Source organism: Streptococcus mitis (assembly GCF_003942865.1).
Lineage (GTDB): Bacteria > Bacillota > Bacilli > Lactobacillales > Streptococcaceae > Streptococcus > Streptococcus mitis_BI.
This window is the reverse complement of the sequence record NZ_RJNZ01000016.1, coordinates 25,489-39,885: the sequence shown is the minus strand read 5'-3', so window position 1 is coordinate 39,885 and position 14,397 is coordinate 25,489. Positions and strand designations below refer to the sequence as shown.

19 protein-coding genes and 1 other RNA gene are annotated in these 14,397 nt (G+C 40.9%); 6 read left to right on the top strand and 14 right to left on the bottom strand.

The window, feature by feature from the left end; translation table 11 throughout:
* Positions 1-461, top strand: a 461-nt coding sequence (locus D8845_RS10530) for a transposase (RefSeq protein ID WP_185757444.1), incomplete at its 5' end; no start/stop codon positions are given.
* A 77-nt stretch (positions 462-538) separates the two neighbouring features.
* On the opposite strand, the gene ssrA is transcribed toward D8845_RS10530, so the two are convergent.
* The 4 genes from ssrA to D8845_RS09535 all read right to left on the bottom strand — a co-directional run bounded on the left by ssrA (position 539) and on the right by D8845_RS09535 (position 3,759).
* Positions 539-886: a transfer-messenger RNA gene (gene ssrA, locus D8845_RS09550) on the bottom strand.
* Between the two features lie 61 nt (positions 887-947).
* A complete protein-coding gene (locus D8845_RS09545; protein ID WP_125453268.1) occupies positions 948-1,583 on the bottom strand; it encodes an SGNH/GDSL hydrolase family protein in 636 nt (211 codons plus the stop codon).
* Between the two features lies 1 nt (position 1,584).
* Entirely contained in the window at positions 1,585-2,412 is an 828-nt protein-coding gene (locus tag D8845_RS09540) for an HAD family hydrolase (RefSeq protein ID WP_125453267.1), read from the bottom strand.
* Between the two features lie 21 nt (positions 2,413-2,433).
* The gene (locus D8845_RS09535; RefSeq protein ID WP_125453266.1) at positions 2,434-3,759 is read right to left on the bottom strand and encodes a CapA family protein; all 1,326 of its coding nucleotides are present in this window, start codon (positions 3,757-3,759) and stop codon (positions 2,434-2,436) included.
* Positions 3,760-4,039: 280 nt separating this feature from the next.
* Between D8845_RS09535 and def the strand changes: the two genes are divergently transcribed.
* The 3 genes from def to D8845_RS10525 are packed head-to-tail and all read left to right on the top strand — an operon-like array spanning position 4,040 to position 5,753.
* Positions 4,040-4,651, top strand: coding sequence for a peptide deformylase (gene def / locus D8845_RS09530; RefSeq protein ID WP_001272956.1), 612 nt, complete (start codon positions 4,040-4,042; stop codon positions 4,649-4,651).
* 44 nt (positions 4,652-4,695) lie between these two features.
* On the top strand, positions 4,696-5,424 hold the full coding sequence (gene rlmB / locus D8845_RS09525) for a 23S rRNA (guanosine(2251)-2'-O)-methyltransferase RlmB (protein WP_125453265.1): 729 nt from the start codon (positions 4,696-4,698) through the stop codon (positions 5,422-5,424).
* Positions 5,425-5,471: 47 nt separating this feature from the next.
* Complete coding sequence (locus D8845_RS10525; RefSeq protein ID WP_125453264.1) at positions 5,472-5,753, top strand: hypothetical protein; 282 nt, start codon at positions 5,472-5,474, stop codon at positions 5,751-5,753.
* On the opposite strand, the gene trxB is transcribed toward D8845_RS10525, so the two are convergent.
* From trxB to D8845_RS09485, 7 genes are all read right to left on the bottom strand, one after another.
* The gene (trxB, locus tag D8845_RS09515; RefSeq protein ID WP_125453263.1) at positions 5,750-6,661 is read right to left on the bottom strand and encodes a thioredoxin-disulfide reductase; all 912 of its coding nucleotides are present in this window, start codon (positions 6,659-6,661) and stop codon (positions 5,750-5,752) included. The genes D8845_RS10525 and trxB overlap by 4 nt on opposite strands.
* 65 nt (positions 6,662-6,726) lie before the next feature.
* The gene (locus tag D8845_RS09510; RefSeq protein ID WP_000926599.1) at positions 6,727-6,951 is read right to left on the bottom strand and encodes a DUF4059 family protein; all 225 of its coding nucleotides are present in this window, start codon (positions 6,949-6,951) and stop codon (positions 6,727-6,729) included.
* A 77-nt stretch (positions 6,952-7,028) separates the two neighbouring features.
* Positions 7,029-7,772: an amino acid ABC transporter ATP-binding protein gene (locus D8845_RS09505; protein ID WP_000590982.1), complete on the bottom strand. Its 744-nt coding sequence runs from the start codon at positions 7,770-7,772 to the stop codon at positions 7,029-7,031.
* Positions 7,772-8,572, bottom strand: a complete 801-nt coding sequence (locus D8845_RS09500) for an amino acid ABC transporter permease (protein WP_001103445.1) — start codon at positions 8,570-8,572, stop codon at positions 7,772-7,774. The genes D8845_RS09505 and D8845_RS09500 overlap by 1 nt, the downstream gene beginning before the upstream one ends.
* A 157-nt stretch (positions 8,573-8,729) precedes the next feature.
* Positions 8,730-9,086 carry an arsenate reductase family protein gene (locus D8845_RS09495; protein ID WP_000889083.1) on the bottom strand — a complete coding sequence of 119 codons (357 nt, stop codon included), beginning with the start codon at positions 9,084-9,086 and terminating at the stop codon, positions 8,730-8,732.
* A 12-nt stretch (positions 9,087-9,098) separates the two neighbouring features.
* Positions 9,099-9,608, bottom strand: coding sequence for a methylated-DNA--[protein]-cysteine S-methyltransferase (locus D8845_RS09490; RefSeq protein ID WP_125453262.1), 510 nt, complete (start codon positions 9,606-9,608; stop codon positions 9,099-9,101).
* Positions 9,608-10,102, bottom strand: coding sequence for a GNAT family N-acetyltransferase (locus D8845_RS09485; protein ID WP_125453261.1), 495 nt, complete (start codon positions 10,100-10,102; stop codon positions 9,608-9,610). Before D8845_RS09485 ends, D8845_RS09490 begins: the two co-directional genes overlap by 1 nt.
* A 134-nt stretch (positions 10,103-10,236) precedes the next feature.
* Between D8845_RS09485 and D8845_RS09480 the strand changes: the two genes are divergently transcribed.
* The gene (locus D8845_RS09480) at positions 10,237-10,683 is read left to right on the top strand and encodes a DUF1836 domain-containing protein (protein WP_125453260.1); all 447 of its coding nucleotides are present in this window, start codon (positions 10,237-10,239) and stop codon (positions 10,681-10,683) included.
* Entirely contained in the window at positions 10,680-11,327 is a 648-nt protein-coding gene (trhA, locus tag D8845_RS09475; RefSeq protein WP_001097996.1) for a PAQR family membrane homeostasis protein TrhA, read from the top strand. The genes D8845_RS09480 and trhA overlap by 4 nt, the downstream gene beginning before the upstream one ends.
* A gap of 20 nt (positions 11,328-11,347) precedes the next feature.
* Here trhA and pdxT read toward each other — a convergent pair whose 3' ends face one another.
* From pdxT to nox, 3 genes are all read right to left on the bottom strand, one after another.
* The gene (gene pdxT / locus D8845_RS09470) at positions 11,348-11,929 is read right to left on the bottom strand and encodes a pyridoxal 5'-phosphate synthase glutaminase subunit PdxT (protein WP_125453259.1); all 582 of its coding nucleotides are present in this window, start codon (positions 11,927-11,929) and stop codon (positions 11,348-11,350) included.
* Positions 11,930-12,805, bottom strand: coding sequence for a pyridoxal 5'-phosphate synthase lyase subunit PdxS (gene pdxS / locus D8845_RS09465; protein WP_000138517.1), 876 nt, complete (start codon positions 12,803-12,805; stop codon positions 11,930-11,932).
* A 151-nt stretch (positions 12,806-12,956) separates the two neighbouring features.
* A complete protein-coding gene (nox, locus tag D8845_RS09460) occupies positions 12,957-14,336 on the bottom strand; it encodes a H2O-forming NADH oxidase (protein ID WP_125453258.1) in 1,380 nt (459 codons plus the stop codon).
* Between the last annotated feature and the right edge of the window lie 61 nt (positions 14,337-14,397).

The following is a 14,397-nucleotide window of genomic DNA, read 5'->3' as shown; positions in this document are numbered from 1 at the left end:
ATTCAGAAGACTTGAAACATCACTACCATCTCTACCAACTCTTGCTTTTTCACTTTCAGAATAAGGAACCCGATAAATTTTTCGGGCTCATTGAGGACAATCTAAAGCAGATTCATCCTCTTTTTCAGACTGTCTTTAAAACCTTCCTCAAGGATAAAGAGAAAATTGCCAACGCCCTTCAATTACCCTATTCCAACGCCAAATTAGAAGCGACTAATAATCTTATCAATCTTATCAAACTTATCAAACTTATCAAACTTATCAAACTTATCAAACTTATCAAACTTATCAAACTTATCAAACTTATCAAACTTATCAAACTTATCAAACTTATCAAACTTATCAAACTTATCAAACGAAATGCATTTGGTTTTCGAAACTTTGAAAACTTCAAAAAACGGATTTTTATTGCTCTGAACATCAAAAAAGAAAGGACGAAATTTGTCCTTTCTAGATCGTAGCTTTTCTCAACCCACTACAGTTGACAAAGAGCCATTTAACAACGTTTTACCAAGGAATGCAAAAGAATGCAAAGGAATAATGGAGCCGGTGGGAGTCGAACCCACGTCCAAACACCTGCCAACATATTTGTCTACAACCATAGGTTATGTATTAGTTTAACAGTCCCTCGACACATAACTCAAGCCTAGAAACTGCGAGTCTATCAATCTCTTATCAAGCCGCTAGACAAGACTTGATCGTATCTCGCTAATAATAAGACCTGTCATTGAACACGAGCAATCCAAATCGGGTCACGCCTGCTGGTTTTTAGGCAGCTAGAGCGTAAGAAGTGTTATTTTTTGCAGTTATATTTAACTGAGCGTTTACGTCGCCACACGAGTCGCAAAATATGCCTCATAATGCCTGTCGAATCCGTAACGACCCCAAAAGACAATAAAACCATTATACCTTATCTAACTCAAAAATGCAAAAAGGAAAGCAATTAACTACAAAAGATAGTCTTTCAAAGATTTTGTCAAAATCTGATAACCAGCAACATTGAGATGCAGTCCATCAGTTGTATATTCTTTTTTGAGTTGACCTTCTTGGTCTATCAAACTATCAAAAATTGGCACAAATTCTACCTGCATATAGGCAGAAACAAGCTCTTGATAAGCTTGATTCCACTTCTGAATTTTTTCATTCGTGCGGATATAGACTGTCTGCTTGTACTCCTCTCCCTCATTGACTGGTAAAATAGAAAGCAATTTAATCTCAGTCAATGGATAATCGCGAGCAATGGATTGTATGATAGCTTCGAGGTTATTGAGAGCCTCATTCACAGGCACATCTTTTCCAATATCATTTGTCCCAATCAAAAGGACAATTTTATCTACTGCTCCACCGTACAGATGCGCATCTAGATTTTCTAATAACAGCCCTGTCTGATAACCTCGAATGCCTCGATTGACAATCGTCTTTGCAGTCCCAAACAACTCCTGCAGAGGATAATATTCGACAATAGAATCCCCAATAAAAAGAATGTCTGGCTCTACAACAGAAATTTGATTTAAGTGACGATACTTGGTTTGGATTTTGCCCTGTTCCTTCAGTAACCAATTTTCTAATAACTGTACTGCCACTTCATTCTCCTTTTTCTAACCAGTTTTCCAAGACTTGGTAAACTCCTCCTTGGCTGTTAGCTGGTGCTAGAGCAGTCGCCACAGCTTTGGCTTTCTCATCAGCATTTTCCATCGCATAGGCAATCCCAGCCATTTCAAGCATTTCAACATCATTTTCACTATCGCCAAAAGCCATGATTTGTTGGGAGGTCAAGTCCCAACGCTTGAGTAATTCTTCCAAGCCCCATGCTTTATGGATTCCAGCTTGGAGGATATCAATGCAACCATAGCCACTCGATACAGCCCGAACACGGCCATCAAAGAGGTCATTAATCTCTGCCAAGATCAAACTCAAACGTTCCTCACCAACAACCATACTCATCTTGAGCACACCACCAAAGAGGTCAGATGTTAATTCATCCACAAAATGCATCCGTTGGTAGAATTTTTCAATCATTTCTGGAGTCATAAAACTTTCAAGATCTGTAAAAATCGTACCTTCTTTGACGAAACCACCCTTCATAGCCGTCACAACAAACTGATCCTGACACGCTCGACCCTTGAAATGAGCCAAAGCCTTATCGACAATAGCATCATCCCAAGTCTGTGCCTGAATCAATTCATTGTTTTCAAAAATACGAGCACCGTTTGCAACAACCAGAACCACTCGATCGACCAAGTGCTCCAGTAGTTGCCTCATGCGGTGAATTTCATTGCCAGTCGCAATGACAAAACGAATACCCCTTTGATCCAACTGATCTAAAATCTTTTCCAAACGTGGGAGATCAAGCTGGCCTCTAGCATCCAGCAAGGTCCCATCCATATCTGTCGCAATTATTTTAATCGTCATTTAATGCCCTCTGAATTCAAGCTAATCCCACTTCAATCCTACATGTTCGTTCATTTCTTTATAGGCTGTATCAATTCGTTCCTTAGTCGCTTCATCTAACTGGTCACGATGACTACCACCCTCGATAAAATCTTCTAAGATATAGGTTTGGTAAAGGAAAAGTGGATAACCTTCTGGAGAATAGGTTCCTTTCGGTGTACGGTTTACCCAAGAAGGATGTGCTTTGGCAGTTTCGATTGTCGTCTTACCTGCTTTTTTCTTAATGGTCACATCCATGAGTACGCCACGCTCTGTCCACTTAGCATTCTCTTCATCTTGCATAGTTTCGATTCGTTGATTGGAAATGAAGTTCCCCATTGAATAGATAATGAGTTTCTTGTCTCCATCTTTTTCAACCGTTTCAGATGGTTCAACTACGTGAGGGTGCCCTCCAAAGATAATATCAGCTCCCCAATCGATCATCTTGTGATAAAGAGCCTTTTGTTCTTCAGTTGGTTCCAAGCGATACTCCACACCCATCTGAGGCATGATAATGGTGATATCTGCTTCCTTCTCTGCTCGTTCAATTTCAGCCTTCATCTTGTCTTCATTTAGGTCTGAAAGATAGCGGTTATAGTCTTCTTGAGAAATACTTTGCTCAATTCCATTAAAACCATAAGAATAGGCCAAAAGTGCAACCTTGATACCGTTCACTTCCTTGATAACCAGTGGAGCTTGATCACGGGACTCATGCGTATACACTCCAATAGGTGTCATTCCTGCCTTCTCAATAGCATCTGCTGTTGAGACCACACCTTCTATTTGTGAATCTAGGATATGGTTATGCGCCAAGTCTAGCACTTGATAACCGGCATCCTTGATAGCATCCATGACTTCTCCAGGTGCATTAAAGAGAGGATAACCTGCCAAATAGTGGTCATTGTTCACAGTGCCTTCAAAATCACCTATAATCAAGTCTGCTTGTTTGAGCCATGGTTTCACATAATCAAAATTTTCATGAAAATCATAGGTACCATCTTCTTTTAAGGCAGAACGATAGATGGGAATATGATAGAGGAGATCCCCGTTGGCCATAATTCTTGCAGTTTTTTCCTCTTCCTGATTTTTAGAATTTTGATTCGTCTTATTTGCTTCTTGAGAAATGGTATCCTTTTTTTGACTGGTTAAAGGGATTCCTTGGAAGCTTTCAAACAACAAGACCAAACCCATTGATAAAGCAACTGCTAGCAAGAGTATCGTCACAAATCCCTTATTGCTCCACTTGCGATAACTCCTAAAAAAGTTTACAAAACCCCTCACAAAATGAAAAACTGGTCCACGTTTATATCTATCTTGTCTTCTTTGCATCTTCATTCTCCCTACTTTCTAATGCAAGCCTTTTCTTTTTATTATATCACAGATAAGTAATTCTTTCACAATTGATACTCTTCGAAAATCAAATTCAAACCACGTCAGCGTCGCCTTACCGTACTAAAGTACAGCCTGCGGCTAGCTTCCTAGTTTGCTCTTTGATTTTCATTGAGTATGAATTGAACATCCTATCTATTTTCTACAAATCCTAAAGGCTGTAATACTTTCAATCCTTGTCATTTTGTGTTATCATGTAGAGGTAATGAAAGGAGAGAAAATGTCTGCTATAGAACGTATTACAAAAGCTGCTCACTTAATTGATATGAACGATATTATCCGCGAAGGGAATCCTACTCTACGCGCGGTTGCTGAGGAAGTCACTTTCCCCTTATCTGATCAGGAAATCATCCTTGGCGAAAAGATGATGCAATTCCTTAAACATTCCCAAGATCCCGTCATGGCTGAAAAAATGGGGCTCCGCGGTGGTGTTGGACTGGCTGCTCCCCAGTTAGATATCTCAAAACGCATTATCGCTGTTTTGGTGCCAAACATTGTTGAAGAAGGCGAAACTCCACAGGAAGCCTACGACTTGCAAGCCATTATGTACAATCCCAAAATCGTCTCTCACTCGGTTCAAGACGCTGCTCTTGGCGAAGGAGAAGGCTGCCTCTCTGTTGACCGCAACGTACCTGGCTATGTTGTTCGCCATGCCCGCGTTACTGTTGACTACTTTGACAAGGATGGAGAAAAACACCGTATCAAGCTCAAAGGCTACAACTCCATCGTTGTTCAGCATGAAATTGACCACATCAACGGCATCATGTTTTATGATCGTATCAATGAAAAAGACCCATTTGCAGTTAAAGATGGTTTACTAATTCTAGAATAAAGAAAATCCCGTTGCAATACGGGGTTTTGTGTTATAATAGAGGCATGAAAACAAATGATATTGTCTATGGCGTCCACGCCGTTACCGAAGCCCTCCTTGCAAATACTGGTAACAAACTCTACCTTCAAGAAGATCTCCGAGGTAAGAATCTTGAGAAAGTCAAGGAACTGGCTACAGAAAAGAAGGTGTCCATTTCTTGGACTTCAAAAAAATCCCTTTCTGAGATGACCGAAGGTGCTGTCCACCAAGGTTTTGTTCTACGAGTATCTGAATTTGCCTATAGCGAGCTGGACCAAATCCTTGCCAAAACACGCCAAGAAGAAAATCCTTTGCTATTGATTCTGGACGGGTTAACTGACCCTCACAACTTAGGCTCCATCTTAAGAACCGCTGATGCAACCAATGTTTCCGGAGTCATCATTCCCAAACACCGTGCTGTCGGAGTTACTCCTGTCGTTGCCAAAACAGCCACAGGTGCTATTGAGCACGTTCCAATTGCCCGAGTAACCAACCTGAGCCAAACTCTGGACAAACTCAAGGATGAAGGCTTCTGGACCTTTGGAACAGATATGAATGGGACTCCTTGCCATAAGTGGAATACAAAAGGGAAAATTGCCCTCATCATTGGAAATGAAGGAAAAGGCATCTCTAGCAACATCAAAAAACAGGTTGATGAGATGATTACCATTCCGATGAATGGACATGTTCAAAGCCTTAATGCCAGCGTTGCTGCAGCTATTCTCATGTACGAAGTTTTCCGAAATAGACTATAAAAAAGTTTCCAGTCATCTGATTGGAAACTTTTTTATGATTATACTCAATGAAAATCAAAGAGCAAACTAGGAAGCTAGCTGTAGACAGCTCAAAGCACTGCTTTGAGGTTGTAGATAAGACTGACGAAGTCAGCTCAAAGCACTGCTTTGAGGTTGTAGATAAGACTGACGAAGTCAGCTCAAAACACTGTTTTGAGGTTGTGGATAGAACTGACGAAGTCAGCTCAAAACACTGTTTTGAGGTTGTGGATAGAACTGACGAAGTCAGTACTCATACCTACGGCAAAGCAAAGCTGACGTGGTTTGAAGAGATTTTAGAAGTGTATTAACTATGTTCTGTGATAAATTTATAGGCTTCTTGACCAGCGATAGCTCCATCTCCAACTGCTGTTGTTACTTGGCGAAGGTCTTTCAAGCGAACATCTCCAACGGCAAAGATACCATCAACTGCAGTTTTCATGTGGTTATCTGTCACAATCCAACCTGCTTGGTCTTGAATATTTAATTCTTTAACAAAATCGCTAAGAGGGTCCAATCCAACATAGATAAAGACACCACCAAAGGCTTGTTCCGTCACTTGACCTGTTTTCACATTTTCAAATACGACAGATTCTACTCGGTTTTCACCTTTGATTTCCTTCACTACAGAATCCCAGATAAAGCTGATTTTCTCATTCGCAAAGGCGCGGTCTTGTAACACTTTTTGGGCACGAAGCTGGTCACGACGGTGAACAATGGTAACAGTCTTGGCAAAGCGAGTCAAGAAGAGGGCTTCTTCAACAGCTGAATCTCCACCACCAACTACCAACAAATCTTGGTCACGGAAGAAAGCACCATCACACACGGCACAGTAAGAAACACCACGACTGTTCAGTTCTTCTTCTCCAGGTACTCCCAAAGGACGGTGTTTAGAACCAGTTGCTACGATAACTGTATGTGTTTCATATGTTTGGTCATCAGTCATCACTTTCTTAAAATCACCATGGTCTTCTACATTTTTAACATAGCCATAAATGTGCTCAACACCAAGATTTTCAAGCGGTTCAAACATCTTTTCTGCCAATTCTGGCCCACTAATATTAGCGTATCCTGGGTAATTTTCAATATCAGATGTATTATTCATCTGACCACCTGGCAGACCACCTTCAATCAAGGCTACTTTCAGATTGCTTCGAGCAGCATACAAGGCTGCAGTCATACCTGCAGGTCCAGCACCGATAATAATAGTATCGTACATATAGTTTCCTTCTTTCTTGTTGTAACTATCTTTATTCTAACTCTTTCTTGTCAATCAAGCAAGGATTATGCCTTGAAAACAAGAATTAAACTCATAACCGCAAAGGATAATACTGGAACAACCAAAACACCAATCATAATCATATCATAGAGATGGGCTTGGCGAGCCTTGGCTGTCTTATCAACTCCCGACATGGCTCTCAGTCCAATCCAAATCCCTAAAAAAATCAGGACGAGGATGGTGGTCAAGATCAAACTCTCGAAATATAAAGAAAATAGTTGCAGTAGCATGATTTCTCTCATTTCTATCTTTTTTAAAGAGTAAACTCAGCTAGTCCAGCTAACTGAGTTTTTCTTTATCTATTATATCAAATATAAGTCCGTTTGTAACTAGCGAAGAATTCTTTTGTTCGCTCTTCTTTAGGATGGTGGATAATCTCATCCGGTGTTCCAGACTCAATGATTTTCCCCTTATCTAGGAAGAGAATCTTATCCGCAACTTGAGCTACAAAGGACATGTCATGACTAACCAAAATCATGGTTTGACCTGACTTAGCAGCATCTGCAATAGACTTTTCTACTTCGCCGACCAATTCTGGATCAAGGGCTGAAGTTGGTTCGTCTAAGAGCAAGACATCTGGTTTCATCGCAAGTGCACGCGCTAGGGCAACCCGTTGCTTCTGTCCACCTGATAAATGGCGAGGATAATGGTTTTCACGGTCTGAAAGCCCAACCTTAGCCAACTCTTCCTTGGCAATCTTGGTTGCTTCTTGGTCGGATAATTTCTTGACAACAACCAAGCCTTCTTTCACATTATCAAGTGCTGTTCGGCGTTCAAACAAATTAAACTGTTGGAAAACCATAGACAACTTACGGCGTAGGGCAAGGATTTCTTCTTGAGTGATTTTAGAAAAATCAACTGAGAAATCATCAATCTGAATCGAGCCACTGTCAGGTGTTTCAAGATAATTGAGACTACGAAGGAAGGTTGATTTTCCAGCTCCTGAAGAACCAATCAAGGCTACAACTTCCCCTTTTTGAATATCCAAGTTCAGATGATCCAAGACAGTCTGTCCTGAAAAGGATTTGCTTAAATTCGAAATCTTAATCATTAACGAAGGTCTCCTTTCACATCTGTTTGCACTGTATCGGGTGCAGAAATAGCCATTTTTCTCTCGATGAAACGACCAAGGCTTTCAATTCCGATATTGACTACCCAATAAACAAGGGCAACGGAGATAAAGCGTTCAAAGTAGCGGTAATCAGCTCCACCCAAAATCTGAGCTTGGGCAAAGACTTCCACAACACCCGCACTAAAGGCTAGAGAAGTTCCTTTGGTCAAGCCGATTAGGGAATTGATTAAGGTTGGAGTCGCCACAACGGCCGCATTTGGAATAATCACGCGACGATAAACTTGCGCTCGGGTCATCCCCAGACTGCGTGCCGCCTCAATCTCACCAGGATTGACTGAGAGAATGGCTGCACGAATGGTTTCACTAGCATAAGCTGCTTCATTAAAGGCAAAGGCGACAATTGCAAAAGCAGCGGCTGGAATCGCATTGATATTGAAACCAGTTCCCCATTGCTGATTGAGAGCTTTCAAAGCCAAAGGAATTCCGTAGTAGGTCAACATGAGTTGCACCAAAATCGGTGTCCCTTTTAAGAAGCTAACAAAGAAGGCCTGCAAGGGGTATAAAATTTTGACACGATTGATCTTCACAATGGCAAAAAGAAGCGCCAAAACCAAGCCAAAAAGAGCACCACCAATGGTCAACATAATCGTTATTGGAAGTTGTTGGACAATTCTCGGGATTCCATCAAAGACCGAACGCAAGCTAAAAAGCTTGCCATCCGGAATCAATTGCATCAAGTTTTGGTACCAATCTGATGCTAAAATCGTTGTAACATTCATAAAAACATCCTCTCCTGATAATGATTCATTCTACCATACTTTTGCCGTCAATGAAATTATTTGCTACGGTCAGGTACAGACTTTGTCTACCTACTAGTTTATCATACTTTGAAACAGGGAGGTTATATATTTTATCTATCAAAGAGATAGATAAAAACTATTTCAATCCCAATTCTTCATAAGCTTTTCGATAACCGATTTGCTTAACAGTTCCATTTTCTACTAAAATGGGGCGTTTTAACAACATACCGTCGCTTGCTAGCAACTCAGCTGCTTCTTGGTTTGACAGACTTCCTACCTTATCTTTCAGCCCCAATTCACGGTATTTGATCCCACTGGTGTTGAAAAATTGCTTCAACTCAAAACCCGAGGTTTCTAGCCAGTTTAAAATGACTTCTTGGCTAGGTGTTTCTTCAACGATATGGATGGCTTTATAGTCCACACCGAGTTGGTTTAATTCTTGTTTTGCTTTTTTACAAGTTGAACATTTTGGATATTCGATAAATTCTAACATGTCTTTCACTTTCTATTTTATATCTTTAAAATCTGCGCCTTCATGCTCCAAGAGCCAAGCTTTCTTTTCCACTCCTGCAGCATAACCTGTCAGACGCTTGCCAGCTCCCAGCACCCGATGACAAGGTACTAGGATAGACCACGGATTGCGTCCTATCGCTCCACCAATTGCTTGAGCAGAATCCACTTGTAGCTCTTGGGCTATTTGTCCATAGGTCACTGTCTGACCATAAGGAATTCCCTGTAAATAGGACCAAACTCGCTTTTCAAAATCCGTTCCGATTGGAGCCAAGGGCAAGTTGGATAAATCCTGAGGCTTGCCTTTAAAGTAAACATCTAAGCAAGCAATAACTGGGTCTAAAATGGGATGACTAACAACTTCTTCTATTGTTTCATCTCCTAGTCCCCTCTCAAAATGCTTCTGCTCCTGAACCCAAATGCCATACAGATATTGCTCGTCGGCAACCAAAGACAAGGTTCCTATTGGCGAAAAGTAGAGCATTTTTACGTACTTCTTTTGCATTATTTCTTTAATTTTTGATAGGCCAAGCGTTCGCCATCAACTGGAACCTTACCAACCTGTTTAAAACCGAGTTTTTCAAAGATATGCTGCATGGCCTTGTTTGCAACATGCGTATCTGAGCGAAAATCTAGATAATCAAAACCTTCAATCAAGCCCTCTAAAAAGGTTTGAGCAACTCCCTGTCCCTGCACATCTGCTGCCACAGCAATACGGTGAAAGACTAGGTACTCTGACTCCCCAGCTTGCCAGTTGCCTTCATAAATGGCTTCATAGGCTGCCTCTGGACTCTTGGTCACAGCAGCATAGGCTAATAGTTCTCCCTCTTCCAAGGCTACGTAGGCTTGGCCTGAGATAATATCCTCAATAATAATATCAGCATTTGGATAACCATTTTGCCACTGGTCACTACCAGCATCCGCTAAACATTTTTTAGCATCCTCTATCACCTGCATGATGGCATCTACTTCATCTGGAAAAGCTAAACGAATCTCCATCTTTTCTCCTCATTTCTGACTAGTTTCTCCCATCATAGCATAATTTAAGTCTTTCTACAAGCAGTTAAAACTTGACTTTCTGTTTTTATTATTTTATAATCTAGTTATTGAAACTAGATAAAAAGGAGTTGAAAATGAAAACTACCTTTTCCTACCCCAAATGGGCAGAAATCCCAAATATTGACCTCTATCTGGACCAGGTTTTGCTCTATGTCAATCAGGTCTGCGCCCCTGTCTCTCCAGATAAAGACAAGGGATTAACAGCATCCATGGTCAACAATTATGTTAAACATGGTTACCTGACAAAGCCTGACAAGAAAAAATACCAACGCCAACAGATTGCCCGTTTGATTGCTATCACAACCCTCAAGTCTGTATTTTCTATTCAAGAAATAGCACAGACACTTAATACTCTCCAAACTCAAGCAAGTTCAGACCAACTCTACGATGCTTTTGTAAACTACATGAATCAAGGAATTGACCCAGCTAACCCCATTATCCAAACCAGCTGCCAAACCGTTAAACTCTATCATCAAACTCTAGCCTTAATCCATCATACTCAAGAGGAGGTAATCCAATGAACACTAGTCTTAAACTCAGCAAACAACTCAGTTTCGGAGAGGAGATTGCTAATAGTGTGACCCATGCTGTGGGTGCCGTCATCATGCTCATCTTACTCCCCATTTCATCCACCTATAGTTATGAGGCACACGGATTTTTATCATCTATCGGCGTTTCCATTTTCGTTATTAGTCTCTTTCTCATGTTTCTATCATCCACCATTTACCACTCTATGGCCTATGGTTCAACCCACAAATATGTCTTGCGAATCATCGACCATTCTATGATTTATGTTGCCATTGCTGGCTCATACACGCCCGTCGTCTTGACCTTAATGAATAACTGGTTTGGCTATCTGATTATTGCCATCCAATGGGGAACGACCATATTTGGTATTCTCTATAAAATCTTTGCTAAAAAAGTCAATGAGAAATTTAGCCTTGCTCTTTACCTGATTATGGGCTGGTTGGTTCTAGCTATCATTCCTGCCATTATCAGTCAAACGACACCAATTTTCTGGAGTCTCATGGTAACTGGCGGACTATGTTATACAGTTGGAGCTGGATTTTACGCCAAGAAGAAACCTTATTTCCACATGATTTGGCATCTTTTTATCCTAGCTGCGTCTGCCCTCCAATACATTGCCATTGTTTATTACATGTAAAAAAGTTGAGAAATTCAATCTCAACTTTTTTCTTTACACATATTGATAAAGTACTGGTGCAAGCGGACATCATCAGTCAATTCTGGATGAAAAGAAGTTACCAACATATTTTTTTCTTGAGCTGCAACGATTTGATTATCAACTGTTGCTAGAATTTCTACACCCTCTCCAACACTACTGATAATTGGACCACGAATAAAGGTCATTGGAATCTGACCGACTCCCTTACATTCTGCTTCCGTATAGAAACTTCCTAATTGGCGCCCATAGGCATTGCGCTCGGCCACCATATCCATAGTTCCAAGATGACACTCTTCCTGAGAAGTAATTTCCTTAGCCAGCAAAATCAAGCCTGCACAGGTTCCAAAGGCTGGTAAACCAGATAGAATGGCTTCTCGAATGGGAAGCATCATGTTTTGGTCTCGTAAGAGCTTGCCCATGGTTGTAGACTCCCCACCAGGCAAAATCAAACCTGACAAGTCACTCTGATGTTCCCGAAAATCATCTAGATTTCTGATTTCAACACTCTCGACACCTAATTGATCTAGCACTTTTGCATGTTCTGCAAAGGCACCTTGCAAGGCCAATATTCCGATTTTCATCTATTTTCCTCGCTCTGCCATGAGAATTTGAATTTCATTTTCATTAATACCAACCATGGCTTCGCCTAGATCTTCAGAGATTTGAGCTAGGATTTGAGGATTACGGAAGTTAGTTACCGCTTTGACAATGGCACTCGCTCGTTTAACAGGATCTCCTGACTTGAAAATACCTGAACCGACAAAGACACCCTCTGCCCCTAATTGCATCATCAACGCAGCATCTGCTGGCGTTGCAACGCCTCCAGCCGCAAAGTTTACAACTGGCAATTTTCCATGTTCATGGACGTATTGAACCAATTCTACAGGTACCTGCAAGTCCTTGGCGGCAACATAAAGTTCGTCCTCACGTAGGTTTTGAATGCGGCGAATTTCCTGATTCATCATACGCATATGACGAACGGCTTGAACGATATCCCCCGTCCCCGGTTCTCCTTTGGTACGAATCATAGAAGCTCCTTCAGCAATACGACGCAAGGCTTCTCCCAAATCCTTAGCCCCACAGACAAAAGGAACTTGGAATTCTTTTTTGTCCACATGGAAACGATCGTCTGCTGGAGATAAAACTTCACTCTCATCAATATAGTCAATCTCAATAGCCTCTAAAATCTGAGCTTCAACAAAGTGCCCGATTCTGACCTTGGCCATCACTGGAATACTAACCGCTTCTTGGATTTCCTTAATCATCTTTGGATCACTCATACGGGAAACACCACCAGCTGCACGAATATCAGCTGGAATTCGCTCCAAGGCCATAACAGCAGCCGCACCAGCGGCCTCTGCAATACGAGCCTGTTCAGGGTTCTGAACGTCCATGATAACCCCACCTTTGAGCATCTGTGCCAAGTTTTTATTTAGTTCATAACGATTTTCAGTCATTTCTTTATCCTCATCATTTGTATTGGTAGCTACCATTTCATTTTAAGTTAGATTAAAATGAAGTACAAGATAAAAAAAACGTAATTGTATGGGTACAGAATGATGAAAAAACTATCTGACCTTAACTTAAGGCCAGATAGCTCATTCATTTTTATTTTTCAGCTGTAAGGGCAGCCATTGTGATGTAGTTGTATGGTTTGTTGAAGTGTGGCAAGAAGAATAGGTCTGTCAATGCCAATTTATCGATTGTCACATGCTCTTGGATAGCAAGTGAGAACATGTGGATTCCCATGCTGATTGCAGAATCGTGTGAAACCATTTGTGCACCAAGAATTTCACGGCTATCTTTGTCAAAGACAATCTTGATTGCTACTTCATGGTTATCATGTTTCATGAATTCTGGTTTTTGAAGATCGTTAAAGCCTGTTTCAGTTGCATTGTAACCTGCTGCTTTAGCTTTTTCAAGAGTCAAACCGGTTGAAACCATGTGAAGACCGTAGATAGAGATACCGTTTGAACCTTGCACACCGATTCCTTCCAATTGATGTCCACAAGCGTTATATGCACCAACGATACCAGTACGAACAGCATTTGAAGCAAGAGCGATGTAGCTAGTGTCTTTACGAGCGTTGTCATAAACAGTTGCACAGTCACCTACAGCGTAAACGCCAGGGATAGATGTTTCTTGTTTCTTGTCTACAAGGAAGGCACCGTTACGGAAGAGTTCAATCTTACCATCAGCAAGGGCTGTATTTGGACGGAAACCAACTGCAAGGATAACCATATCGATATCGAAAGTTTCTTTATCAGTAATCAAGCGTTCAACTTTACCATCACCCTCGATTGCTTTAACAGTTTGACCAAGCGCCAAGCGGATGTTGTGGTCTTCCAAGTTCTTCGCCATCATTTGTGTGAAGTCTTTGTCATAGTAACCGTTCAAAACAGTATCAACGATATCAACAAGGACAACTTCTTTTCCAAGACGTTCAAAGGCTTCAGCAAGTTCAACACCGATATAACCACCACCAACAACGGCGATTCGGTCAAGGTGTTGACTCTTATCAGACAATTTGTGAATCACTTCTTCAGCGTTTTGGTACAATTTAACGAATTGTACATTTTCAAGAGTTGCTTTAAATTCGCGGTTGCCTTTAACAATTTCAACACCTTCGATTGGTGGCAAGATTGGTGTAGAACCTGTAGCGAAAATCAATTTATCGTATGATTCTTTGTGCTCTTTTCCTTCAACTTCTGCAGTAACTACTTTGTTATCATAGTCGATTGAAAGAACTGGTGAGTTCATATATACCTTAGCACCTTTAGCTTCCAATTTTTCTTTATCAGAATAGAACAAGCCTTCAGCACCGTCAATTTGTTCACCAATCCAAAGGGCCATTCCACATCCTAGGAAAGAGATGTTAGAGTTTTGGTCGAATACAACAATTTCGTTCTCATTGCCAAAATTATCCAACATAGTATTAATACATGCTGTACCAGCGTGGTTAGCACCAACTACAACGATTTTACTCATAGAAAAATTCCTACCTTCAATTTTAAATTTACCCTTCTAGTATAACATTTACTGTTAGCGT